General features: G+C 60.0%; 17 protein-coding genes. 15 read left to right on the forward strand and 2 right to left on the reverse strand.

Annotated elements, in window-relative coordinates; translation table 11 throughout:
- Window positions 1–555 precede the first annotated feature (555 nt).
- From bilR to DW029_RS00690, 15 genes are all read left to right on the forward strand, one after another.
- Entirely contained in the window at window positions 556–2,586 is a 2,031-nt protein-coding gene (gene bilR / locus DW029_RS00620) for a bilirubin reductase, long form (RefSeq protein WP_233543752.1), read from the forward strand.
- Window positions 2,587–2,843: 257 nt separating this feature from the next.
- A complete protein-coding gene (locus tag DW029_RS00625) occupies window positions 2,844–4,148 on the forward strand; it encodes an ATP-binding protein (RefSeq protein ID WP_118345010.1) in 1,305 nt (434 codons plus the stop codon).
- A gap of 261 nt (window positions 4,149–4,409) precedes the next feature.
- Entirely contained in the window at window positions 4,410–4,571 is a 162-nt protein-coding gene (locus DW029_RS11200; RefSeq protein ID WP_158570723.1) for a hypothetical protein, read from the forward strand.
- A gap of 18 nt (window positions 4,572–4,589) precedes the next feature.
- The gene (locus DW029_RS00630) at window positions 4,590–4,847 is read left to right on the forward strand and encodes a hypothetical protein (protein WP_147351852.1); all 258 of its coding nucleotides are present in this window, start codon (window positions 4,590–4,592) and stop codon (window positions 4,845–4,847) included.
- Window positions 4,848–5,018: 171 nt separating this feature from the next.
- Window positions 5,019–5,456, forward strand: coding sequence for a hypothetical protein (locus DW029_RS00635; protein ID WP_117798847.1), 438 nt, complete (start codon window positions 5,019–5,021; stop codon window positions 5,454–5,456).
- Window positions 5,457–6,296 carry a hypothetical protein gene (locus DW029_RS00640; protein ID WP_118345012.1) on the forward strand — a complete coding sequence of 280 codons (840 nt, stop codon included), beginning with the start codon at window positions 5,457–5,459 and terminating at the stop codon, window positions 6,294–6,296. It abuts the gene before it with no gap.
- Window positions 6,297–6,310: 14 nt separating this feature from the next.
- Window positions 6,311–6,601, forward strand: coding sequence for a hypothetical protein (locus DW029_RS00645; RefSeq protein ID WP_118345013.1), 291 nt, complete (start codon window positions 6,311–6,313; stop codon window positions 6,599–6,601).
- 89 nt (window positions 6,602–6,690) lie between these two features.
- Window positions 6,691–7,422 carry a hypothetical protein gene (locus DW029_RS00650; RefSeq protein ID WP_118345014.1) on the forward strand — a complete coding sequence of 244 codons (732 nt, stop codon included), beginning with the start codon at window positions 6,691–6,693 and terminating at the stop codon, window positions 7,420–7,422.
- Window positions 7,423–8,119: 697 nt separating this feature from the next.
- The gene (locus DW029_RS00655; protein WP_117734753.1) at window positions 8,120–8,515 is read left to right on the forward strand and encodes a helix-turn-helix domain-containing protein; all 396 of its coding nucleotides are present in this window, start codon (window positions 8,120–8,122) and stop codon (window positions 8,513–8,515) included.
- A gap of 258 nt (window positions 8,516–8,773) precedes the next feature.
- Entirely contained in the window at window positions 8,774–11,656 is a 2,883-nt protein-coding gene (locus tag DW029_RS00660) for a proton-conducting transporter membrane subunit (protein ID WP_118345015.1), read from the forward strand.
- Window positions 11,657–11,668: 12 nt separating this feature from the next.
- Entirely contained in the window at window positions 11,669–12,244 is a 576-nt protein-coding gene (locus DW029_RS00665; RefSeq protein WP_117734751.1) for an NADH-quinone oxidoreductase subunit B family protein, read from the forward strand.
- A complete protein-coding gene (locus DW029_RS11205; protein WP_158564788.1) occupies window positions 12,244–12,963 on the forward strand; it encodes an NADH-quinone oxidoreductase subunit C in 720 nt (239 codons plus the stop codon). The genes DW029_RS00665 and DW029_RS11205 overlap by 1 nt, the downstream gene beginning before the upstream one ends.
- 5 nt (window positions 12,964–12,968) lie before the next feature.
- Window positions 12,969–14,057: a nickel-dependent hydrogenase large subunit gene (locus tag DW029_RS00680; protein ID WP_117742959.1), complete on the forward strand. Its 1,089-nt coding sequence runs from the start codon at window positions 12,969–12,971 to the stop codon at window positions 14,055–14,057.
- 7 nt (window positions 14,058–14,064) lie between these two features.
- Window positions 14,065–14,406, forward strand: a complete 342-nt coding sequence (locus DW029_RS00685) for a 4Fe-4S dicluster domain-containing protein (RefSeq protein ID WP_117734749.1) — start codon at window positions 14,065–14,067, stop codon at window positions 14,404–14,406.
- Window positions 14,407–14,874: 468 nt separating this feature from the next.
- Complete coding sequence (locus tag DW029_RS00690; protein WP_118345016.1) at window positions 14,875–22,200, forward strand: Spy0128 family protein; 7,326 nt, start codon at window positions 14,875–14,877, stop codon at window positions 22,198–22,200.
- Window positions 22,201–22,811: 611 nt separating this feature from the next.
- Here DW029_RS00690 and DW029_RS00695 read toward each other — a convergent pair.
- Complete coding sequence (locus DW029_RS00695; protein ID WP_118345017.1) at window positions 22,812–23,441, reverse strand: response regulator transcription factor; 630 nt, start codon at window positions 23,439–23,441, stop codon at window positions 22,812–22,814.
- Window positions 23,438–24,583, reverse strand: coding sequence for a sensor histidine kinase (locus DW029_RS00700; protein ID WP_158572578.1), 1,146 nt, complete (start codon window positions 24,581–24,583; stop codon window positions 23,438–23,440). The genes DW029_RS00695 and DW029_RS00700 overlap by 4 nt, the downstream gene beginning before the upstream one ends.
- Window positions 24,584–24,673: the final 90 nt, after the last annotated feature.

The raw sequence follows: 24,673 nt of genomic DNA on the forward strand, positions 1-24,673 counted from the left end.
TCTTCGCCGTAGTCGACGCGTGACCAAATTATTATCGCAGGCTGTGCAGTATTAGGTTGTTTAAAAAGGTGAGTGTGGCGGTCGTTTCCTCGAACGGGGACGGTGCCGCCGGGGGCTGTCTCGATTTGTAACAGATGGGTCCGATTTTGGCCTGTAGATGTTACAGATTGAGATTTCCGGTGCGCCGGCCCCGTTTATCTAAATCTGTAACATCTGGTGCCCATTTTGCCGAGTAACTGTTACAGATTTAGATCTTTCGTCAGGCCAGATTGGTTTGTCTCGATCTGTAACGGGTAGGGGCCAAAAGTGGGTCTAGGTGTTACAGATTTTGATTGCTGAGGATGGGCCGAGGGGAATGTCTCGATCTGTAACACGAGGGACGGATTATGCCGAGTAACTGTTACAGATCGAGACAAACCGAAGGGTCGTCTCGCCCCATCCACCTGTCGCTACCTGCTATCCGCCGATTTTCGTTGTGCCGCTGTGCCCCCATGCCATATCCTCTAGACAACTACGCGGCATCATCGCCGCCGCGCCTACAAGAGAGGAATGTCCATGACCACACCTGCGTCTAAGCTGCTTCAACCCATTACGGTTGGCCCCCTTGAGCTCAAGAACCGCATTATGTTCCCGCCGCTTACCACCGGCTACGAGGAGCGCGACGGTTCCATCGGCGAGCGCAGCCTGGCTTTTTACGAGCGCCTGGCCCGTGGCGGCGTGAGTTACATCGTCATCGGCGACGTCGCTCCCGTTATGACCGCAAGCCCCACGCCCAAGCTGGCGACCGACGCTCAGATCCCCACGTTTAAGGCACTGGCCGACGCCGTCCACAAGCACGGTGCCAAGGTCGCACTGCAGCTGTTCCACCCCGAGTACGACGTCCCCGGCGTCGGCCGCATGGTCATGGGCTCAATGGCCGCCGCCAAGGCCGCGCAGGAGGCCAAGGCCGCCGGCGACGAGGAGACCTTTGCCGCCAAGATGGCCGAGTCCAACGAGATCCGCAAACAGGCCTACGCCAAGCTGCACCACGACATGCAGCACTTTGTGAACGAGGCGAGTGTGGAGCAGCTCACCCAGATCAAGGAAGCCATCGCCGCTTCGGCCGCCCGCGCGCAGCAGGCCGGGATCGACGCCATCGAGGTCCACGGCGACCGTCTGGTGGGTTCGCTGTGCTCGGCTATCCTCAACCAGCGCACCGACGAGTACGGCGGATCGTTCGAGAACCGCGTCCGCTACGCGCTCGAGGTCGTCGCCGCCATTAAGGAGGCCGCGCCGGAGCTGATGGTGGAGTACAAGCTCCCCGTGATCATGGAGAACCCCGACGGCACGCCGCGCGGCAAGGGCGGCCTGCTGCCCGACGAGGCCTGCGAGTTCGCCAAGCTGCTCGAGGGCGCCGGCATCGACATGATCCAGGTGGCGCAGGCAAACCACACCGGCAACATGGGCGACACCATTCCGCCCATGGGCGCCATGCCCTACAACTGGACGCTGCCCGTGGCAGAGCGCGTCAAGGCCCTGGTCTCCGTGCCGGTGGCAACCGTCGGCCGCGTTGTTTCGGTCGAGGCCGGCGAGAAGATCCTGGAAGACGGCTCGGCCGACATCGTCGCGTACGGCCGCTCGCTCATGTGCGACCCCGACATTGCGCTCAAGGCCGCTACGGGTGAGCCCATCCGCGAGTGCCTCAACTGCAACAAGGGCTGCGTCGACGCGATCCAAAACCGCAAATACATCTCGTGCGTGCTCAATGCCGAGAACGGCGACGAGGCGACCATCGCCATTAAGCCGGGCGAGGGCGACAAGAAGATCGCCGTGGTGGGCGGCGGTATTGCCGGCCTGGAGGCGGCGCGCGTGGCGGCCAAGCGCGGCTACGACGTGACCGTCTACGAGGCGAGCGACCATCTGGGCGGCCAGATTGTGCTGGCGGCCGCGCCTCCGCGCAAGGACGAGATCATGCGCTCGGTCGAGTACTACGAGAAGATTCTGCCCGGCCTGGGCGTGAAGGTTGAACTCAACCACACCGCTAGCCCCGCGGACCTCAACGCCGCCGACGCCGCGATTGTGGCCGTGGGCGCGCACGATGTGGTCATTCCCGTACCCGGTGCCGATTCGGAGAAGGTTGTCTCGAGCTGGGACGTGCTGGCCGGCAAGGTGGAGCTCAGCGGGCGCGTCGCCGTCATTGGCGGTGGCCTGGTGGGCACCGAGACTGCCGAGTACCTGCTGCAGCACGGCTGCGAGGTGGCGATCGTGGAAATGCTCGACAAGATTGCCGCGGGCGAGTCCGAGACCATTCTGCCGCTGATTATGAGCGACTTTGCAGAGCATGGCGTTGAGCAGCATGTTAAGACCCGCCTGACCGCCATTACCGACGAGGGCGTTGAGGCCGTTCGCACCACCGAGGACGGTGCCGAGGAGCCGGTGAAGATTGCTTGCGATTACGTGGTGATGGCCGTGGGCTCCAAGGCCAACGCGTTTGACCTGGACGGCGTGACGGTGCCCGTGACCTGCGTGGGCGACTGCTCGGGCGAGCGCACCGCCGACATTGCGAGCGCTATCCGCACGGCGTATCACGCGGCCAACGAGCTCTAAGTAAGAAAGCTATCGCGTATTGAGTGGGCGGGGAGTGCCGTATCGGCGCTCCCCGCCTTTTTGTCAATGAGGGCGCCCCTGACCAGTGGGTTCAGAAAATCCGAATTTCATGCACCAGAAAATCCGACTCTTTAGAACATGAAAATCCGAATTATATGAACACGAAAATCCGAATCGCAACCACCCGAAAATCCGAATTTGCTACAGTGGAATAGAAGAATCAGAAAGCAGGAACTGGAAATCTGCGGGGGTGGCTCATGGCAGGCGAGAGGCTACATCGGGACGGATACATCCCACGTATCGTGGATGCGCAAATCGAGCGCTACCTTCGCGTCTTTGGCGCGGTCGAGATTGCAGGCACCAAGTGGTGCGGCAAGACGTGGGCCGCGCTCGAGCACGGGGCGTCCGTCTCGTATATCGACGAGAATCTCGACCTCGCGCGTGCCGACCCGGCGATGATGTTGCTGGGAGACCGTCCGCATATTATCGATGAGTGGCAGCGCGTTCCCCAGATTTGGGACTACGTTAGACACGAGGCCGACCGTGCCCGGGGCACGCGCGGCGCCTATATCCTCACGGGTTCCGCCACACCTGCGTTTGGCTCAAAGGCGGAGGCGCCAGCGCATAGTGGAGCCGGCCGCATCGGCCGCGTCCGCATGCACCCCATGACGCTTGTCGAGACAGGTGAGTCTAACGGCAAGGTGAGCCTGGCGGGCTTGTTTGAGCATCGTTTTGAGCCCTGCCGGTGCGATGGCGATACGCCGGGGCTTGTCGAAGCCGCTTGCCGCGGCGGCTGGCCCGAGGCGATCGATATGGTTTCGGCCGACGCCCAGCTCATCGCCCGCGAATATCTCAACACCACGTTTTCGAGCAGCTTCCCGGCGGTTGGTCTCGACCCCGATATTGCTCGTCGAGTCTCCGCATCGATCGCGCGCAATCTGGGACGGGCGACCACGTATAAAACGATTCTTATGGATATGTTCGGTGCCGAGGAGGAACCCGCAGCGTTTGCCGACGAGACCAAGGTGCGTAGGTACCTGGATGCCCTCAAAGGCATGTTCATTCTCGAGGAGGTCCCCGGTTGGGTTCCCGCCGCGCGCGACAAACGACGCTTTACCGTCAAACCCAAGCGCTATCTGGCAGATCCAAGCCTTGCTTGCGCCTTGCTGGGCATGTCCTTGCAGGCACTGCTTGCCGACTGGCAGACATTTGGTCTGGTGTTTGAGAATATGGTCATACGCGACCTTTCGGTCTACGCGCGGTCGCTCGACCTGCTGGATAGTACGCCCGTGCGCTATTATCGCGACGATTCGGGCCTTGAATGCGATGCCATCGTGCAGCTAGCCGATGGACGGTGGGCCGCCTTTGAGATTAAGGTGAGCGAAGATAAGGCGAGCGCCGGCGTCGAGAGCCTCAAGCGCGTTCGCAAGAAGGTCTGTGGAAATCCTCGTTCACGCACACGCGAACCGGAGTTTATGGCCGTGATTGTGGGGGTGGGTGAGTACGCCCGCGAGGTCGAGAACGGTATCTACGTGATACCCGTGCGCGCGTTGGGGTGTTAAGGGGGCGGTACGTCGTGCGTCCGCTGCCCGGTGCTACGGATTGGTGCAAGGGGGTCAGGTTACTTTGCACCAAGGGCTCGACTTTTAAGACATCATTAAGGCTTGTGTTGTGGAGCAAACCGCAGGTCAATGCTATTCTTTTCCCTTATCGTATGGTGTTGTATTCTGCCTGAATTCTATGCCTACGAGCAATGGATTGAGCACGACCAAGCGGAAAGGATGGCATGCCCACTAGCAGGGCAAACGTAAACGATGAGTGGCATGGACCGACATAGCGAGCTCCAGCAGCACAAGACGGCGGCCGAGTACCGCCAAGCTGCCGACGAGCATGTGCGAACCCTCAAGGATTTCTGGAAGGATTTCCTGGTGAGCGGTCTGTTTGTGCTGGCCGCCATCGTTGCCATCTTTGCATGCCTGGCCTAGTTTGCCGCGAATAACCGAGTGAGCGCCACGGGAAGCACGATCGCGGCGAAGGGCCCGCGGTTTGTGCTCTTGGGAACGCAGGACGGCACGGCGGGCAAGTACGACGCCCAGGACAACTGCGCATCGGACAGTCCAAGCCTTGCCGTGAACAATTTTTTCAACCTCAATAACACGAGTGCCGATGGCAGTCTCTCTCCGGGATCGGCGGGCCAGCTCCAGCTCAACGTCAAGCCGCTCTGCAACGACCTGCACGATATCACGGCGGAGATGACCTAGGAGATTTCTGTCCAGACGAGCGCTGCGGGTACGGGCACCGCCGCGGACGCATCGAAAAACGAAGAGATCATCAACTCGCTTAAAGATTTGGTGCGCGGTCATATCCTGGTTTTCTAGGGCAAAGACACCTCTGGCTTTTACTCCAATCCGCTGGTTCCCACGACAACCACGGTGACCCAGGACGGAGCCAGCGTTACCGTCATCACGCAGAGCTTTGCCATTCCGGCGAGGAGCTTTCGCGCTGAGGGCTCAAACAATACGACCAAAACCGTACCCAAAACCCTCTACTGGATTTGGCCGGAGCAGTTTAAGAGCTACGTTCGCACGGGCAACGCCGGCTACGGCGGCAACCTTTTTGCGAGCACGGACCCCGCCGCGGGATACGCAGCCTTCGTCGGCGACATCAACAGTAACCACGCGCGCCATTTCCGCGCCGATAGCACGAGTGTGCCAGGTCAGGCGCCTAGTGCGGTTCCGCCTGTCGGAGCCGGCATGTTCGCTGCGGATGTGGAAACCTGCGCCAGCTACTACAACAACGCCGACGAGGTTATCGGCAAGAACATCAAGTACATTCGCGTGCGCTTTACCGCCAAGGAGGCGGATAAATAAATGGACGAGCAGCTTAATGCCCGCGAGCAGGGCGATATCAAACACAACGAAGGAGCGGCAAACCCCGGCGGCAACGGGTTCGGCTCGCACGGCGAAGCGCGTCCGGTTGGCCGCATCGAGCGCATCAAGACGTGGACCAGCAATCATCGTCGCGAATCCCTGGCCATCATGGGTCTGCTGGCCGTGCTTCTCGTGTTGCTGGGGTTGACGCTCGGATGGTTTGTCGATGCCAATCGCGGCTCCACCGTCGGCAAGATCAAGGAGCCGGCAGAGCTCAAGGTGCTGGGCCCCAACGCTACGGCCGCCGAGCAGATCGACCTGAGTTACAACCCCGAATACGGCGATACCAAGACCGGCAACACGGTGACGCTCAAGCGCCCGTTTTGCGTGCAGACGGGCGGCGATGGGTTTGAGCTGCAGCTTGCGAATACGACCAATATTAAAGGTCTCACTATCGAGCTGTATAAAGCCGAGAATCAGGGCCTAGGTGATACTCCCGACGTGAGCGGCACTGCGGGTGGCAAGCCCTATAGCATGAAAATGTCTGAAACGGATCTGCTGAAGAGCTTCACGCCCATCAACGACCCGGGCGGCGGCCTGGCAGCCGTGCCGGGCGAGGGCGCAAGCGACCCTACATTCAAGGACTATCAAAACGTCCAGCGCAACGCACGCCCGCTCTACCGTTTCAAGGTGTTCAGCAAAAGCGAACTCAACGCCAAGACACTCGACGGCTCGAATGGCAAGGACACGCTCAACTTTATCATCAAGCTTTCGTGGGACGAGAGCGCCAAAGAGACCGATGTGATCTACCTGATCGCGCGCAACACGAGCGGTAAGTAGGAGAGGGGGCGCACATGGAGAAGCAGGAGAAGCAGCAGGATGCCGAGCGCGAGCAGCTGGCAAAAAGCAAAAGCCTAGTCAAGAACAAGCTGGTTGTGGCGGCAATCGCACTTGTTTGCGCTGTGGCGCTCGTGACGGGTGGCTACTTTACCTATTCCGCCTACATCGCCAACGGATTTCTTAAGTCCGTCGCCGCGACGGGTACCGCTCAGAGCCTGTTTGCGAGCGACCTGCTCACGGGTTACATGAGTACGCCTAGCAGCGACGAGCTCGACCGTGCCCAGCGGATGCTAGTAATGAAGTGACGTACGTCTACAAGCAGGCGAGCAAAACATGAGAGAGACGGGTCGAGCCTAACAAAACCGACCCCAAAGATACGCTTGACGATGCGACGATGCATAGCTATCTCCAGAGTGCCTACTACAGCATCGAGCTGGAGAACGACAAGGGGGAAAGCATTGACACGCTTGAGCTGGACGCCGCCGTTTTTCAGGGCTTGGGTAATAAAGGTTACCCGTTCCGTGGCGTTATCGTTGGTAATCTGAGGGGCTCGTCGCAGGTAGCTACGCAGGCGGCTATCAAGATCCGCAACTCCAAGGACACAGGTGCGCTTTCTGGGTTGATCCCGTATAGCTACGGTAGCGTTGTGAGTAATCTGAACATTGAATACTCGGGCAAGGCGGCCTCTATTGCACATAAGAATAAAGACGCCTCTGGCGTGCCGGGCGCGTTTTTTGGCGGCGTGATCGGGTGCGTCCGCAGCGGGACCGATGGTTTGTATGAGAACGTAACGGATGGCATTTCCAACTACGTAAAAGTTCCAGAGAGTAAGCTTGCCGTGGTCAACGCCGCTGGCAATGCGATCACCTTTACTGACTCAACGAAGGAGAATGGCAAGTTCCGAACACAGAACGGCGACACCACGTTTAACCTGCCCTTTACCGTTCAGGTCAACACGCAGGTTGAGCCCAACACTCAGGTTGAGCCGAGTCGGTTCTACGCGAACTATCGCTTGGTGATGACAGCGAGCCTGGTTAAGGGTGACATGGCGAGCGCAACGCCTCAATCGCCCGACTATGTGACCTATACGCTCACGAGGGTGAACCTCAACGGCATCGATCACTGATTCCGAAGCCGACTAGCTTCGCAAAGGGGGGCGGCAACCACCCAGTTGCCGCCCCCCTAGTCTGCGCGATCCCAGTCTTGGACTCCGCTGGACAGTTAGTTCAGATACGTATAATTCCAGACCGCAGCAGGCGCATCCGGCGCTCGTTTTGGGGCAAAAAACAGTCCAGAACTATGGTTAGCTGGCCGATATGAGCTCTATTTGCATTTAGTGAGCTGCCAACGGGGCTTCTCAGGGGGCCAGAATAGAGTTTCGGCGCTGTCAAAAAATACGAATCTGAACTAACTGTCCAGCCGCCGCTGGAGAAAGGCGTTTTAGCTTTGCCGACTTCCCACCATCTTTCCAACTTTCCACTTAACTTAACACCTAGGGTGGAAAGCTGGAAAGTTAAGTGGAAAGCTGGAGAGTAAACGGAAGGCCTGCCGCGTTAACTTAGGGGCTAGGAGGGGTTAATAATTACGCAAACCATACCGAGCCAAACAAAAAGATATCAATCTGGTTGGTAAAACACGCTCAATGAGCTGCGAGCTAACTAGCTGCGTAAATAGAACGTAAAGAAATGTCGCAAATAAATGGCAAATGCCCAGATGCCGCCGTTGCTATTTTCAATTAACTGCTACGCGCGAACAGCAAAATGCTACTATCTAACATGCACGTAAGAAAGCAGATTAACGGTTAAGGCTAAGAAGTGGCAGGTATGTCAGAAGCAACTAGGACTCGTACGCATGCGCCCGAGGTTAGGCAGCGCGCCGTCGAGGTCCTCCAAGAGGGGGTCGGTCATCGCGCCCTCGCCGCGGAGCTTGGCATTCCCCAGGCAACGGCTCGTCAGTGGGCCCGCGCATATGCCGTGGGCGGTGCCGATGCCGTGCTCAACGCGGGCACTCACCATCACACGTATTCGTACGAGGTTAAGCTCGCCGTAGTTAAGGATCGCCTGGAAAACGGCCTGACGGTTCGCGAGGCCATGATCAAACACCAGATTCCCAGCGAGTCTTCGGTTAAGGCCTGGTGCCGCCAGTATCGCGACGGCGGCGAGGCAGCGCTGGTTGATAAGCCGCGCGGTCGTAAACCACGCGCCAAGAAAGCGGAGTAGCGAAAACGTGCGCCTACGGGGTGCATTTTTTCTATCGCGATGCCCCTCTAAAGGCTCTTTCGGAGCAGAGGAGGTTGTCATGTAATGGGGCGCGCCCTGCACTGCCGCGACGGGGCCCGCCATATTGCTTCAATACGGACAGGCTTCTTACCTCGCACGTCTAAAGTTCCACAGTTGGCCGAAAGCCCGCCTTCAGGTGCTCAAATTAGCGTTATAACGTAATGCATGTATAGCGTTTTTGCATGGGGGAGTGATGGTATGACGCTACTGTATTTCCTTACCCTGTTTCCGCTGGTACCGGCGCTGGGCATGCTGCTTGCGCGCGGTGACCGTGCTCGCGATGCGGTAGGGCTTGTAGGCTCCGGCGTCATTATGGCGACAACGGTTGTAGTTGCCGTCTTATTTTTTGGCACGGGTCCGCAGAGCTTTGAGGTTGCCCCCGGCACCTCGCACGTGCTCTCGATCATCAGCTCCGTCATCGACGTGATCCTGTGCGCCGTCATCCTGTACAACGCGCAAAAATATAAGAGTGTGCTTACCGGTGTGCTCGGCATCGTCCAGCTGGTGGGTTCGGTCGCCTTTGCGGCCATGACGCTGCCCGCGGTCGAAGCCGTTACGGCCACGCCGCTCTACCTGGATTACATGAGCGTGATCATGGTCCTCGCCGTTGGCATCGTCGGCAGCCTGATCTGCGTGTACGCCTTGGGCTACATGAAGGACTTCCAGGCCCACGACGAGCACGAGGCCGCACTGCGCGGGCAGACTGCGTCCGACCGTCGCCCGCAGTTCCTGGCGCTCATGTTCCTGTTCCTCTCGGCCATGTTCGTCATCGTGACGAGCGACAACCTTGAGTGGCTGTTCTGCGGTTGGGAAATCACCACCGTGTGCTCGTTCCTTATGATTGGCTACACGCGCACGCCCGAGGCCATTAAAAACGCCTTTACCCAGATCATCCTCAACATGCTGGGCGGCATCGCGTTTTTGGCCGGACTCATGTACCTGCACGTTAGCGGCATGCCGCTGACCATCTCGGGCATGATCGATCTTGCCGGCGCTGGTACCGCGCAATCTGCGCTGCTGGTGATGCCGGTCGTTCTGCTGTCGCTCGCCGCACTCACCAAGGCCGCACAGATGCCGTTCCACACCTGGCTGCTCGGCGCCATGGTTGCCCCCACGCCCACGAGCGCCCTGCTGCACTCGTCAACCATGGTCAAAGCCGGCGTGTTCCTGATGGTCAAGCTGAGCCCGCTCTATGCCATCTATCCCGTGACCGGCTTTATGGTTACGAGTGTGGGCGCCATCACGTTTTTGCTTGCTGCCCTCATGGCCATCTCGCAGAGCAACGCCAAACGCGTGCTCGCGTACTCCACCATTTCCAACTTGGGCCTCATCAGTGCCTGCTTGGGTGTCGGCGCGCCCGAGGCCGTATGGGCGGCCATCTTCCTGATCCTGTTCCATACGGTGGCCAAGTCGCTGCTGTTCCTGTGCGTGGGCACCGCCGAGCATCATATCGGCAGCCGTAACATTGAGGACATGGACGGTATGTTCAGCCGCATGCCGCACCTGACGCGTCTGATGATGCTGGGCATCATGGGTATGTTTGTGGCGCCGTTTGGCATGCTCGTTTCCAAGTGGGGCGCTCTGGTGGCGTTTGCGCAGACCGGCAACGTGCTCATGATCATGGTGCTTGCTTTTGGCTCGGCCGCGACGTTCTTCTTCTGGGGCAAGTGGCTTGCCAAGCTTTCGGGCGTCGACCCCACGGCTCAAAACGTTGAGGTCAATGTCCATAAGACCGAATGGATGGCGCTTAACACCATCGCCGCGCTGCTGATTCTGTGTTGCGTGGCGTTCCCGGTTATCTCGAGCGGTCTGGTGTCGCCTTACTTGGCCATGGTGTTTGGCCGCGTGCCGTACGTTATTGGCAAGGATGCCATGTATCTGATGGTGGTTATCGTGGCGTTTATTGCCGTGGTGCTGCTGACTTCATTCCGCGTGAGCAACAAGCCGCACGTAAACGTATATCTTTCGGGCGTGGGGACCGACAATTACCGCCATTTCCGTGGCTCGATGGGTCACGAGGTGAAGGCCGAAAAGCGCAATTGGTACTCGGAGGACGCCCTTGGCGAGAAGCGTATCGGCCCCGCGGGCAGCGTCGTGTGCTGCAGCATTATCTTGTTTGCGCTGCTGTGCTGCGCGTGGATCGGGCCCGAGAGACTTGCCATGAGCGCGCCCTCGGTGCTGCGCGGTAAGTATTTTGAAGGTTCGGGCGTCGTGGGCATATTTATTGGTACCGTGGCGTTCGCCTTGCTGGCGCCGCTTGTGGGCGGTTTGATCGACGGCGTTGACCGCAAGCTTTCGGCCCGCATGCAGGGCCGCGTGGGCCCGCGCCTGCTGCAACCGTTCTACGATGTGGCCAAGCTCCTGCGCAAGGCCCCTGCCAGCGTAAACACCATGGATGATACCTACATGGCGTGCGCGCTCATCTTTACCGTGGTGGGCGGCGGCATCTTTGTGTCGGGTTCCAACACGCTGTTGTGCGCTTTTATGGTGACGCTCGCCGCGATCTTTGTGGTGTTGGCGTCCGCCTCGACGCAAAGCCCGTTTGCCCAGGTTGGCGCCGACCGCGAGCTGCTGCAGGTTATGAGCTACGAGCCCGCCGTTCTGCTGATGAGCGTGGGTCTGTATCTCGCCACCGATAGCTTCGACTCCATCGCCGTAACCGGGCAGTCGGCGCCCATCATCGCGTACAGTGCGCCCATTTTCTTGGCGCTGCTTGCGGTGCTCACCATCAAACTGCGCAAGTCGCCGTTTGACCTTTCGTACTCGCATCACGCGCATCAAGAGATTGTCCAGGGTGTCGCCACCGAGATGAGCGGCGGTACGCTGGCCAAGATGACCCTTATGCACTGGTGTGAGACCGTGCTGTTTTTGATGTGGGTGGGCATGTTCTTTGTCTGGGACAACCCGGTGAGCTGGGTCGTAGCCCTGGTCGTGATGGTTGCGACGTACTTTGTCGAGGTGCTGATCGACAACACCTTCGCGCGCAGCACCTGGCGCAGCTGCTTTAAGCTCGGCTGGGGCGTGGCGCTGGTGTTTGGCCTGCTCAACCTTATGCCCATCCTCGTCGACGTGTTTATTTAGGAGGCGGCATCCATGGATCATAAAATGTCGCGCTCGCCGTGGGTTATTCATTACGACGGCTCGAGCTGCAACGGATGCGATATTGAGGTGTTGGCCTCGCTCACGCCGCTGTTCGATGCGGAGCGCTTTGGCGTGGTCAATACCGGCAACCCCAAGCATGCGGACATCTTTTTGGTGACGGGGTCGGTCAATGCCCAGAACCTGCCCGTCGTGCGCCAGATTTACAACCAGATGCTCGAGCCCAAGTGCGTGGTGGCCTGCGGCATTTGCGCGTGCTCGGGCGGCGTATTCCGCGATGCCTATAACGTGATCGGCGGCGTGGACCGCGCGATTCCCGTGGACGTGTACGCGCCCGGATGCGCCATCCGCCCCGAGACCGTGATCGATGCCATCGTGGAGGCGTGCGGCATTCTGGACCAGAAGGAGGCCGTGATGCGTGCCGGTGGCGACCCGCTCACCGTGGGAGGTGCCGCAACCTGGGACGGTGGCGTTGAGCTGGGCGAGGACGGGTTTGTGGCAGTTGCGGGGGCCGGCGACACGCCCGCTGGGACGCCCGCCGCGCCCGTCGCTGCAAAGGAGGCCGAGTAATGCAAAAGGCTATCTATACCACCGTTGGGATCGACGAGCTCCTGTTGCATGTCCAGGCGCTCAAGGGCGTCGGCGCGCGCTTTGTGCAAATGCACGCCGAGCGCAACGTCGACGACGGCACGTATCGCCTAGTCTATACGTTTATCAACGTTCGTGCTGCTCAGGAGCATATTGCGCAGGACGGCAGCTATGCGATTGAGAACCTGGTAGTCGAGGGCATCGACCAGTACCAGGAGATTCCGTCCATCAGCTCGTACTATCCGGCGGTGTTCCCGTTTGAAAACGAAGCGCACGACTTATTTGGGCTTGCCATCACCGACATGCAGATTGACTTTAAGGGCTTTTTCTACCAGGTTTCGACTGCCGAGCCCATGAGCGTTATCACGCCCGAGGTGAAGGCCGCGCGCGAGAAGGCCATGAAGGTCCGTGCCGCCGCCGAGGCCAAGGCGCGCAAGGCCGCGGCCGAGAAGGCCGCCGCGGCTGCGGCTGCTGCGGGGGAGGGCGCTGCGGGCGCTGGCGGTGCCGCGGGCGCTGTCGTCGCTCAGCCCGCTGCGGCTGCCGGCTCCGATGCTCAGCACGATGAGGCTGCCGCCAAGGCCGCGCTCAAGGCTGCCGAGATGGAGGCAAAGCTCGCCGCCATGGATCCCGAGAAAGCGGCCAAGGTCCGCGCGGCGCTTGCCGCCAAGGCCGCCCGCGACAAGCAGAAAAAGGAGGCGTAAGGTCCATGGCACATCGCTCCGTTATTCCGTTTGGTCCGCAGCACCCTGTGCTGCCCGAGCCGCTTCACCTGGACCTGGTGATCGAGGACGACCGCGTTATCGAGGCAATTCCGCAGATTGGCTTTGTGCACCGCGGCCTTGAGAAGCTCACCGAAAAGCGCGATATGCACCAGTTTGGCTACATCGCCGAGCGCATCTGCGGCATTTGCGCCGTGGGTCACAGCTACGGTTATGCCAGCGCCTGCGAGCGCATGCTCGATATCGAGGTGCCCGGGCGCGTGCAGTATATCCGCACCATTTTGCATGAGCTTTCGCGCATCCACTCGCACCTGCTGTGGCTGGGCCTGCTCGCCGATGCCTTTGGCTTCGAGGCGCTGTTCTATCGTTCGTGGACCCTGCGCGAGCAGATTCTCAAGATCTTTGAGAGCACGTGCGGCGGCCGCGTGATCCTTTCGATTAACGAGGTCGGCGGCCTTAAGCATGATATTGAGGATTCTGAGCTGGCGGGTATTGTCCAAACGCTCGACGCCATGCGCCCCGACTACGAGGCCCTGGTGCATACGTTTTTGGACGACGACAGCTGCGGCGAGCGCCTGCATGGCGTGGGCGTGATCAGCAAGAAGGACGCGCTGGACCTTTCGATGGTCGGTCCGTTTGGGCGCGCCTCGGGCGTGGACTACGACGTGCGCATGTTTGGCGACGGCGCCTATGCGGATCTGGCTGCGTTTGAGCCAATTGTCGCTACCGACGGCGACTGCTATGCCCGCTGCCAAGTGCGTTGTGCCGAGGTCACGCAGGCCATGGACATCATTAAGGAGCTTGTGGGCAAGATTCCGCACGACGGTATCGGCGGGCGCACCAAGCTCACGCCGGCTGACGGCGCGCTCGGCGAGGTTGTGATTGAGCAGCCGCGCGGCGAGGCGTATTACTATGTGCGCGGCAACGGCACCAAGAACCTTGACCGTTTCCGCGTGCGCACGCCGACGTCGCAAAACCTGGCGGGTCTGACGCATGCGCTGCAGGGCGTGCTCATTGCTAACGTGCCTATGATTATCCTGACCATCGACCCCTGCATTAGCTGCACGGAAAGGTAGGCGCGGCATGAGTTTGCTGACATTTGCCAAGACGGCCTTGGGCTCTATGATCAAGCAGCCGGTAACGGTGTGCTATCCGCAGGAGAAGCTCGCGGCACCCGAGCGCCTGCGTGGGCACATCGTCAACGACATGGACGTGTGCATTTGCTGCGGCATGTGCGCGCGCCGTTGCCCGGCGGGCGCGCTTGCGGTCGATCGCAAAGGCGGAACGTGGTCGATTGACCCGTACGCCTGCGTGGTGTGCGGCGAGTGCATCGAGAGCTGCCCCAAGCACTGCCTGACTATGGACACCGCCCGTACTCCGGTTGCGGCGGACAAGATTCTCACGGTAGAAACTAAGCCGGAATAGCGCCGGAATAGAGGCCGGCGGGGCAAAAATGCCCCGCCGGCCCCGCGCTTGAACGCGCGGTTGGGCCTCCGCTAACAAAACTATGCCGGATTACTACGATAAATCGCCTACCCCCAACCACACCGCATTTGGCAAAATCAAAATCGCAGGTAGACGGCTTGCGGTTTTGCGAAAAAGTCACGCGTGGTCGGGGATCTTATTTTTATCGTAGTAAACCGGCATAGTTTTGAAATGTCACCATATTCGTAACAGCCCTTGATCCCCCGGGGACGAAGGAAAGCGGATCATTTTTGCCTGATGACTCCGAGTCGCACCCGTTTTCCTGCGAAAACGCCGTGTCTCAACTTTGGTGAGACATTTGTCTCACGCCCAAAACAGAATCTGGAACATGTGTCACCTGCCCTAATTGTGTCTCATTTCGTAACTTTAGGCTGTTGCAAGGTCTGAGACCGCGAGAAGGGAGACGCGATGAGTAAGTACACGAAGGGTCTCTTGGCGGTGATACTGGCCGTAGTGCTGGTGTTGCCGGCTGCAGCATTTGCCATGCTGCCCGAGGCCAACGCCAGGTCCAGCACCGGAATGGACGGACCGACGAAGATAGTCGACCACGACACCAGTAACCACTGGAAGTTCTGGGCCGGCGGCTATAACGGAAAGGAAATAACAACTCAAAACGTCGGCCGAATCTGGACCGACAAGACGGTCAGGGCAGTCGAGAACGGGGATTCTGATTTCCTGACCACGCTGTCTGCTATCTCTTCGACATCCGATACGACGGTCTCCGGCAAGCCGCTCGACATCGTGCTGGTGTTGGATGCTTCTGGTTCGATGAATGATTCTATGGGCGGCGGAGATTCCACCGAGCGTATCGTCGCGCTCAAAAGAGCTGCCAACAGCTTTATCGATACCATCGCCACGCAAAACGAAAAGATTGCGGATGCGGGCAAACAGCATCAGGTTGCCATCGTAAAGTTCGCAGGTAAGAAGAAGAGCGATGGGGTCGGTAATGATACCTATCGCGAAGGCCGCTACACCTATAACTACTCGCAGACAATGCAAGAGTTAACGGCGTGCTCGGGCAATGACGCAAAGAGCCTCAAGGGAACGATCAATTCCATTGCTCCTGCCGGTGCCACGCACGCCGACTATGGGCTGCAGCTGGCCGAGGGCATTTCGTCTAATCGCGCGGATGCCCAGAAGATCGTTGTGTTCTTCACCGACGGCTCTCCTACGAGTTCTGGTGGTTTCGAGCCCGAGGTCGCTAGGGATGCCATCAATACCGCCAAGACTATAAAGAGCGGCGGGGCGACCATTTATACCATCGGAATCTTCAGCGGCGCAAAACCGAGTGACAATCCAACAAACGATGACACGAGCAACGCGAACAAGTTTATGCATGCCGTGTCGAGCAACTACCCGAGTGCCTCATCGTCCGTTAGCTATGGCCTTTTTGGAACTGTTGACTGGAGCGTTAATTTCGGCGACTCCGTTGCCGATGCCAGCTACTACAAGTCGGCAACCAGCGCCTCTGAGCTTGAAAAAATCTTCGAAGAGATCTCGGGAAGCATTATCCAAACTGGTTACCCGACCGAAGTCCACGGCGGATATGGCGAGCATAAGACTGGCTACATTACGTTTACTGACAAGCTGGGCGACTTTATGCAAGTCGACAACTTTACGTCTGTCGTGTACAACGGCGAGACGTTTACCAACCCGGCAATAAAGCCCGAGGGCAATGTCGACACCTACAAATTTATTGGCGCGGCTGCAAACCTGGTCATTACCGTTCAGCATGCCGGAAAGGGCGAGCCCCAGACCGGCGATATCGTAACAGTCAAGATTCCCGCGTCGCTGATTCCGCTGCGCCACTTTAAGATCACCGACGGCGTGCTTACGGTCGACAATACTGAGCCCATTCAGGTGAGCTACACCTCGAGCGTTAAGAAAGAAGCGCTCGATAACCTGTTTACGCCCGAGAATCTAACGGGCCTCGAGGGCTACATCAAGAGCAATACGACCACCGCGGAGAACGGTTCCAAGACCGTTAACTTCTACGCGAACAAGTGGAAGAACGGTGCGCTGGGCGATACGATTGCCAACTTTGAGCCAGCGGATTCCAACCGCTATTACTATTTCCAGAAGCAGACCCCCATTTACGTGGATGAAAGCTGCACAACGCCCGCGACGGGTTCGCTGGCTGCCGAGGGCATCTATTACTACAAGGATGAGTTCGAGGCGAAGGGTGCAGACGGCAGGGCCGAGTCTCGTGCGGCTGTTATTGAGTTTACCGGTGGACATGCCGCGCAGTTTGAGGGCGCAATCGTGTCCGATGCGAGCGGCAACCTGTCGTTTAGTGAGGGAACCGCGCGCCTAGCCTTTATTGACGAACTTCATACCACCAAGGAACGCGTGGGCGGCAACCCTACTGATACCGCGACCGACGTGCTCAATCCCAAGTGGAATAACACGTCTGCCAAGTCGAACGCCACGGAGGTTGACGTTCACCTGGGCAACAACGGCAAGATCAGCTATAAGTACGACATGACGCCGACAACGGTGGATACCAAGGCAAGCTTTGGTCTGACCAAGGTGCTCGAGGGCCGTGAGTGGACGGGTACGGATGCGTTCGAGTTTGAGCTCTCCGCGACGTCCGAGAACAGCGCCCCGATGCCGAAGTCCACGACCGTGGTCGCGACCGAGGGCAACAAAGCCATCGATTTCGGCAAGATTACCTACGCTGAGCCCGGCACGTACGTTTATAAGGTCAGCGAGAAGAACGCTGGTCAGACCATCGACGGCATCAAGTACAGCGATAACGTTGCGAAGATCACCGTGACGGTGACGCCCAACAAGAAGGGCGAGCTCAGTGCTGTCGTGAAGGTAACCTCGGGTGAGGCTGAGTTCGAGAACATCTACGCTACTGAGTCCGCTAAGTCCAGCGTCACCGATGAGATCAAGGTCACCAAGGTCCTGGACGGCCGCGACCTCAAGGCCGGCGAGTTCAGCTTTGAGCTGCGCGAGATCAAGGGTGAGGACTCTAAGCTTATCGAGACCGTCAAGAATGACGCCAGCGGCAAGGTTACGTTCAGCCCGATCAAGTACACCGAGATCGGTCAGCACACCTACACGCTGCGCGAGGTCAAGGGCAACGCCGGTGGCATCACTTACGACGAAACCGTCTACACCATCGTGACGACCATCAGCGATAACAAAAAGGGCCAGCTGGTGGCTACGCACGAGCTACAGGGTGCCGAAGACGTCAAGAACATTGAGTTTAAGAATGCTTACAACCTGACCCCCAAGAGCTCCAGCGTCACCGACCAGATAATCGCGAAAAAGGTCCTGGACGGGCGCGACCTCAAGGCTGGCGAGTTCCGTTTCGAGCTCGTCGAGGGTAACGATGTCGTCGCCAGGGGCACCAATGCGGCCGACGGCAAGATCACGATGGACAAGATCACCTACACCGAGGCCGGTGAGCACACCTACACGCTGCGCGAGGTCAAGGGCGACGCCGGTGGCATCACCTACAGCACCGCGACCTACACCATCGTGACCACGGTTACGGACAATGGCGATGGCACGCTCGATGTCCATCATGTCCTGAAGGATGCCAAGGCTGCCGAGTTCAAGAATTCTTACGGCCTGACCCCCGAGAGCTCTAGCGTCACCGACCAGATCGTCGCGACCAAGTCCCTGGACGGGCGCGACCTCAAGGACGGCGAATTCTCCTTCGAGCTCGTCGAGGGCGATAAGGTTGTTGCTAGGGGCACCAATGCTGCCGATGGCACAATCGTCATGGACAAAATCACTTACGATAAGCCTGGCAATCACACCTACACACTGCGCGAGAAGCTCCCCAACGAGGCGGGGCTGAGCAACGGGATTACGTACGATAAGACGAACTACACCATCAAGACGAGCGTCATCGACAACGGCGACGGCGCGCTTAAGGTGACCCATGCGCTCGAGGGCACCAAGCCGGCACGCTTTGAGAACAAGTACAACACTGCCCCGAACGAGTCCAGCGTCACCGACCAGATCATCGCGAAAAAGGTCCTGGACGGGCGCGGCCTCAAGGCTGGCGAGTTCCGTTTCGAGCTCGTCGAGGGTAATAACGTTGTCGCCACCGGCGCCAACAATGCCGACGGCAAAATCGTGATGGATCCCGTCACCTACACTGAGGCTGGCGAGCACACCTACATGCTGCGCGAGACCAAGGACGGCGCCATCGAAAACGGCATTACTTACAGCACCGCTGAGTACACTATTGTGACCATCGTCAAGGACAACGGCGACGGCACCCTCAACGTGGAGCACAAGCTGCAGAACGACGAGAAGGCGACCTTTGAGAACGCCTACAACGTGACGCCCAAGGATTCCAGCGTTACCGACAAGATCACCGCGACCAAGGTCCTGGACGGCCGCGACCTCAAGGAAGGCGAGTTCTCCTTCGAGCTCGTCGAGGGCGAGGACGCCAAGGTCGTCGCCACCGGCACCAACGCCGCCGACGGCAAGATCACGATGAGTGAGATCACCTACAACGAGCCCGGCAAGCATACCTACAAGCTGCGCGAGGTCCCGGGCGACGCCAACAACGGCATCACCTACGACGGCAAGACCTACACCATCGAGACGACCGTCACCGACAACGGTAAGGGTGAGCTCGTGGTAAAGCATGAGCTGAAGGGAGCCGATGAGGCGAAATTCAACAACAGCTACAAGCCGAAGCCCAACGAGTTTAGCGTTACCGACCAGATCACCGCGACCAAGGTCCTGACCGGTCGCGACCTCAAGGCTGGCGAGTTTAGCTTCTTGCTCGTCGAGGGCGAGGGCGAGGCCGCCAAGGTCGTCGCTACCGGCAACAACGCCGCTGACGGCACGATTACGATGAGCCCCGTGAAGTACGACAAGGCCGGAACGCACACCTACACGCTGCGCGAGGTCAACGGTGGAACCACTAGCAAGGGCATCACCTTCGACGACAAGACTTACACCATCGTGACTACCATTACCGACAAGGGCGATGGTACGCTCGAGGCAAAGCACGAGCTGAAGGGCCCCGAGGACGCCGAGAGCATTAAGTTCGAGAACACCTACAGCGTGACCCCGCTCGAGACCAAGGTTGACTTTGGCCTGAGCAAGGCCATTGACGGCCGCGACTGGACGGATGGGGACGAGTTCAGCTTTACCATCAGCGCAGCCGAGGGCACTGACGCCCCGTTGCCCGATCCCGCGACCGTAACCGTGGGCGAGAGCGATGCGAACGACGAAGGCATCGCCGCCATCAGCTTTGGCAAGATCCGCTTTACGGCTGCTGGAACCTATAAGTACGAGATCCGCGAGAACGCAGGCAGCGCGGCCGGCATGACGTATGACGGACATGTCGCGACCGCCGAAGTGACCGTGACCGAGAACGGCGAGGGCAAGCTGACCGCCAACGTCACCAAGAAGGAAAACGGCCGCTTCACCAACACGTACCGCACTGAGCTCGATTACGCCGCGGCCGGCGGCCTTAAGCTCAGCAAGACCCTCTCCGGACGTCCCATGACTGAGGGCCAGTTTAGCTTTACCGTGACGCCCGCCGACGAGGCTTCGGCCAACGCGCTCGGCTTGCTGCCCGGGGCGAACACTTTCAAATCCCCTGCGACGGCAGAGGCAACGGTCGGTCTGATTGACGTTCTGGCGGGCCATGAGGTCAAGTTTACGCAGGCTGATGCCGGCAAGACCTTTACGTACACCGTGGCCGAGAAGAATGACGGCCAGCCCGGTTACACCTACGACGAGGCCGTACGCACCGTGACGATCGCTATCGCCGACGATGGTGCCGGCACGCTCACTGCCACCACGACCGTTTCCGGCGGTTCCGATAGCCCGCTGACCACTGAGTACAAGACCGGTGCCAGCGCGGTCGAGAGCGCTGTGGTCCCGTTCCGCAACAGTTATAGTGCATCGACCGATAGCCCGGGTACTCCTGCCAAGGTCGTTGCCACCAAGAAGCTGACTGGTCGTCCGATGGCCAACGGCGAGTTCTACTTTGGCATCGCCTACGCGGGCGAGACGGAAGCCATCGATGGTACGTGCGTTACCAACTTCAATGGTCAGGTGAGCTTTGGATGGCTACATTACGACACCGAGATGCTCGCCAACCTGGTGAGCGCCGGGCGTGCCATCCGCACCGACGCAGACGGCAAGCTTACGTGGACCATCAGCTACACGGCCTTTGAGTACACGAACTTGCTGGCCGACCAGGGCATTACCGCCGCGAAGCCGAGCTTTAGCTTTAAGGTCACCGTCGTTGACAACGGCGACGGAACCCTGACGGCGACGCCCGACTACGGTGGCACCGAGCCCGTGTTCGAGAACGTTTACGGCGCCGAGGCCGTCGATGCCGCACTCGCCGGCACCAAGAAGCTCCAGGCAGACAAGGGCCTGACCCCGGCCGACATCGCGGGTAAGTTCACCTTTACCGTGGCTGCCGACGAGGACGGCGCCCCGATGCCCGAACTCACGACCGCAACTAACGACGCGGCCGGCAACGTGGACTTTGGCAAGATCCACTTTACGCTCGAGGACCTCAACCGCGCCCTGGGCGTGACGGCCAACGCTTCTGGCGATGCATCGAGCGACGCTGAGGCCAACGCCGACAAGGCCGAGGTTGACGCTGACGCCAGCGGTGACGAGACCAAGGACGAGTCCAAGCCCGAGGCTCCCGCCGCCCCGCGCTCGCACACCTTTACCTACACGGTGACCGAGTCCGGTAGCGCCCCTGGCGTGACCAACGACGCCAACACCGCGCGCAAGGTTTCCTACACCGTGACTGACGACCGTGCCGGACGCCTGAGTGTCGTGCGCAACGGCGACGACGGTGCGGCCTTCACGTTCACCAACACCTACAGCGTGACGCCCACCGATTCTGTCGTGACCGATCAGGTCAAGACGGTTAAGCGTCTGACCGGCCGCGACCTTGCAGCTGGCGAGTTCACGTTTGAGCTGCTCGAGGACGGCGTGGTTGTCGCTAGTGGCACCAACGACGCCAACGGCAACGTTACGCTGAGCCCGATCCGCTACGAGGCGCCCGGCACGCACACGTACACGCTGCGCGAGGCTTGCCCCAACGCGCTCGGCCTGTACAAGGGCGTCACCTATGACAGCGCGACCTACACCATCGTGACCACCGTCACCGACAACGGTGATGGCACGCTGACCGCGACGCACAAGCTCGAGGGAACCACCGAGTCGGCTGGGTTTACCAACAAGTATCACGCCATGCCCACGCAGGTTTCCATCGGCGCCATCAAGGTGCTCGAGGGACGCGAGCTCAAGAAGGACGAGTTTAGCTTTAAGCTCGTTGGCGAGGGCATCGAGTCCACGGTTACCAACGATGCCGACGGCAAGATCAACTTCGACAAGTTCGAGTACGACGAGCCCGGTACGTACGTCTACACCATCAGCGAGGTCAAGGGCGACGAGGCCGGTATGACCTACGACAAGTCCGTCTTTACCGCGACCGTCAACGTGGTCGATGACGGCGAGGGCAACCTCAAGGCGAACGTCGCCTTTACCAAGGGCGACAAGAGCGTCGAGGGTATCGTGTTCAACAACACGTACAAGAAGCCCGAGACGCCCGTGCCGACGCCCGATCCCGGCACGCCCAAGACCGTGACGAACATCGTCAAGACGGTCAAGGGTTTCCTGCCCACCACGGGTGACCAGCAGGCCGCTGCACTGCTCATGGCATTTGTCATTGCCATGGCCGGCGTCGGGGCCCTAGTCTGGGGTATCCGTAAGCGCTAGGCGCGCTGACAGCGCCCGGGGCCAAAAGGCCCCGGGCCGCTGGCGGGGAGCCAAAACATAGCCCCCACCCCACCCCCAGCCGCCACGGAGGTATCTCCCTCCTCCGGGGCGGCACTTTTGTGCGTAGGCGAGAAGGGCTTGCCACGAAATCGGCCCATCTACTACGTTTGACTGCCTGTCCCCAACCATACCGAAAAGTCCCAAAACAAAACCGCAGGTAGAACGCCTGCGGTTTTTTGGAAAACGGGGGGGGGTGTGGTCGGGGGTATCGAGTCAAACGTAGTAGATGGGCCGGTTTCGTGGCGGGCGCCGTCGGCACGTCTCCGGGGAAGGAGTAAAACGGATCATTTTTGGTCCCGCGAGGCCCGAGATGGCACTCGTGCGGCGTCGCCCAGGCAAAACTATGCCGGTTTACTACGATGAATCCGACATTCCTGACCACGCCGGCGTTTTTCTAAAAACCGCAAGTGTTCTACCTGCGGTTTTGCTAACGCGCGATTCGCCGTGGTCGGGGGGCGGGCGATTCATCGTAGTAAACCGGCATAGTTTTAAAATGGCATTAAATCGGTAGCAGCCATTTTACTTTGCCGGGGCGGTCGGTCGTTGGGTAATTACCCTCGCAGGTAGGCGATGGCGATCTGCGTGCGGTTGCGCAGGCCCATTTTGGCCAGGATCGAGCTGATGTGATTGCGCACCGTGCCCTCTCCCATATAAGCCGTGGCGGCAATCTCCTTGTTGTCCAGGCCGCGAGCGATGAGCTCGGCGACTTCGAACTCGCGGTCGGTTAGGCTGGCGAAGGCCGCGGGCCGGCGGGGCATGCCCGCTTCGACACCCGTTCCGTCAAAATCGATGTCCTCGATCGCCTTTCCCTCGAGCACGCGTTTGCCGTCCATGACCTGCGCCAACGCCGGCGGAATGGCGGCGACATCGGTTTTGATCAGATAACCGCGGGCGCCCAGCTTGAGCGCCGACACAATGTACTCGTCATCCGAGAATGTCGTCAGAAACACCACGCGCGCCGCAGGGTCGCGCTCAAGGATCTCGCGTGCCGCTGAAAGACCGTCGCGCCCCGGCATCTGGATGTCGAGAAGCGCGATATCGGGTGCGTGTTCGGCATAGAGCGAAACCGCATCGTCGCCATTGGCGCCGGTGCCCACTACCTCGATTTGCGGCTGGGCGCCCAGGATTATCTTGAGCGAATCGACCACCAAGCGGTCGTCGTCGACAACGATGAGCCTCATCGGCCCTCATCTCCTTGTGGTTTGGGAACGGTGGCAAACACGCGCCAGCCGCCGGCGCCGGCGCGCGGGCCGGCGGTGAAGGTGCCGCCAAGCGCCTCGATGCGCTCGCGCATGGAGACGAGCCCCATGCCCTCCGCGGCGCCGCAGCCGCTTGCTTGGACCCCGCCCGCGCCATCGTCGGTCACGATGAGCTGGTAAAACGACGGATGCTCCATGCATCGTACGGTGACAGCATGGGCGCAAGCGTGGCGCATGGTGTTGGAGAGCGCCTCGCGCAGGACCGCCGCAAAGCAGTTGGCGACGTTTGCGGGTGCATGCTCGGCCAAAACTTCAAGCTCAATCTGCGGGCCGCCGTCCGATCGCGCGCCTTCGACAATGCGTTCGAGCTGCACGGAAAGGTCGACGGCGTTGTCGTTGAGCGCGTGGACGCTGGTGCGTACGAGCTGGAGCGCCTCGTCAACCGTGCGTTTGACATCGGCGAAATCGGCGGCAACCCTGGGCTCGTCGGCGTGTACGACGCGCAGGGCCTCGGCCTGCAGCGAGGCGCGCGTGAGCTGGTGGCCCACGTTATCGTGGATCTCGCGCGCGATGCGGGCGCGTTCGGCGAGTGTCGCGAGCTCGACTTCGTAGTCCTGGCGATCGGCAAGGTCGCGGTTGCGCGCTTCGAGCGCGAGAGCTCGTTCCTGCAGCTCGTCGCGGATGCGGCGCATGCGCTGCTGCTCGCGCTCCAGCTGGGCGGTACGTAGCGATAGCAAGGTGGCGGCAACCGAAAGGATGGCGGTCAGCAGAAGCGTTCGGGCGGTGAGCGCGTCGGTGCGAAGGTCCGCGACGAGCGCAAAGGCAAAGGCGGCGCCAATGCCCAGCGCGACCCAGGCGTGCTCACGGCGCACGCGCCGCGTGATGTCATAGAGGGCGAGAGGCGCAAACGGCACAAACGGCGGCACGAAGACAACCGCGATGATGTAGACGTAGCTCGCGGCCTCGCTCGCACGGAGGGTGCGGTTTCCCCGTGCGACCTCGGCCAGCGAGGCGGCAATAACGCCAAGGCAAAACGCCGCGACCAGGCGAGCGTCCACAGCAAGGCCCGTGGCGGCTGCGATGCAGCACGCCAGCACGATCGATTTGTCGAAAAGCCTGTTCATACGGGTATTGTACGCGAATCCGCGCATGGTGGAGGGGCCGCCTGCGCAACCGTGACATTCTTCCCGCGCGGCAAATCGAGGGCGCCGGCG

The organism is Collinsella sp. AF38-3AC, assembly GCF_003474365.1.
Lineage (GTDB): Bacteria > Actinomycetota > Coriobacteriia > Coriobacteriales > Coriobacteriaceae > Collinsella.

Bases quoted from the DNA above. Each gene is read 5' to 3' on its own strand.
- DW029_RS00655 (WP_117734753.1), top strand. From the start codon at position 8,120: ATGTCAGAAGCAACTAGGACTCGTACGCATGCGCCCGAGGTTAGGCAG.
- DW029_RS11205 (WP_158564788.1), top strand. From the start codon at position 12,244: ATGCAAAAGGCTATCTATACCACCGTTGGGATCGACGAGCTCCTGTTG.
- DW029_RS00645 (WP_118345013.1), top strand. From the start codon at position 6,311: ATGGAGAAGCAGGAGAAGCAGCAGGATGCCGAGCGCGAGCAGCTGGCA.
- DW029_RS11200 (WP_158570723.1), top strand. From the start codon at position 4,410: ATGGACCGACATAGCGAGCTCCAGCAGCACAAGACGGCGGCCGAGTAC.
- DW029_RS00700 (WP_158572578.1), bottom strand. From the start codon at position 24,583: ATGAACAGGCTTTTCGACAAATCGATCGTGCTGGCGTGCTGCATCGCA.
- DW029_RS00650 (WP_118345014.1), top strand. From the start codon at position 6,691: ATGCATAGCTATCTCCAGAGTGCCTACTACAGCATCGAGCTGGAGAAC.
- DW029_RS00695 (WP_118345017.1), bottom strand. From the start codon at position 23,441: ATGAGGCTCATCGTTGTCGACGACGACCGCTTGGTGGTCGATTCGCTC.
- DW029_RS00660 (WP_118345015.1), top strand. From the start codon at position 8,774: ATGACGCTACTGTATTTCCTTACCCTGTTTCCGCTGGTACCGGCGCTG.
- DW029_RS00640 (WP_118345012.1), top strand. From the start codon at position 5,457: ATGGACGAGCAGCTTAATGCCCGCGAGCAGGGCGATATCAAACACAAC.
- DW029_RS00685 (WP_117734749.1), top strand. From the start codon at position 14,065: ATGAGTTTGCTGACATTTGCCAAGACGGCCTTGGGCTCTATGATCAAG.
- DW029_RS00665 (WP_117734751.1), top strand. From the start codon at position 11,669: ATGGATCATAAAATGTCGCGCTCGCCGTGGGTTATTCATTACGACGGC.
- DW029_RS00625 (WP_118345010.1), top strand. From the start codon at position 2,844: ATGGCAGGCGAGAGGCTACATCGGGACGGATACATCCCACGTATCGTG.
- bilR (WP_233543752.1), top strand. From the start codon at position 556: ATGACCACACCTGCGTCTAAGCTGCTTCAACCCATTACGGTTGGCCCC.
- DW029_RS00690 (WP_118345016.1), top strand. From the start codon at position 14,875: ATGAGTAAGTACACGAAGGGTCTCTTGGCGGTGATACTGGCCGTAGTG.
- DW029_RS00680 (WP_117742959.1), top strand. From the start codon at position 12,969: ATGGCACATCGCTCCGTTATTCCGTTTGGTCCGCAGCACCCTGTGCTG.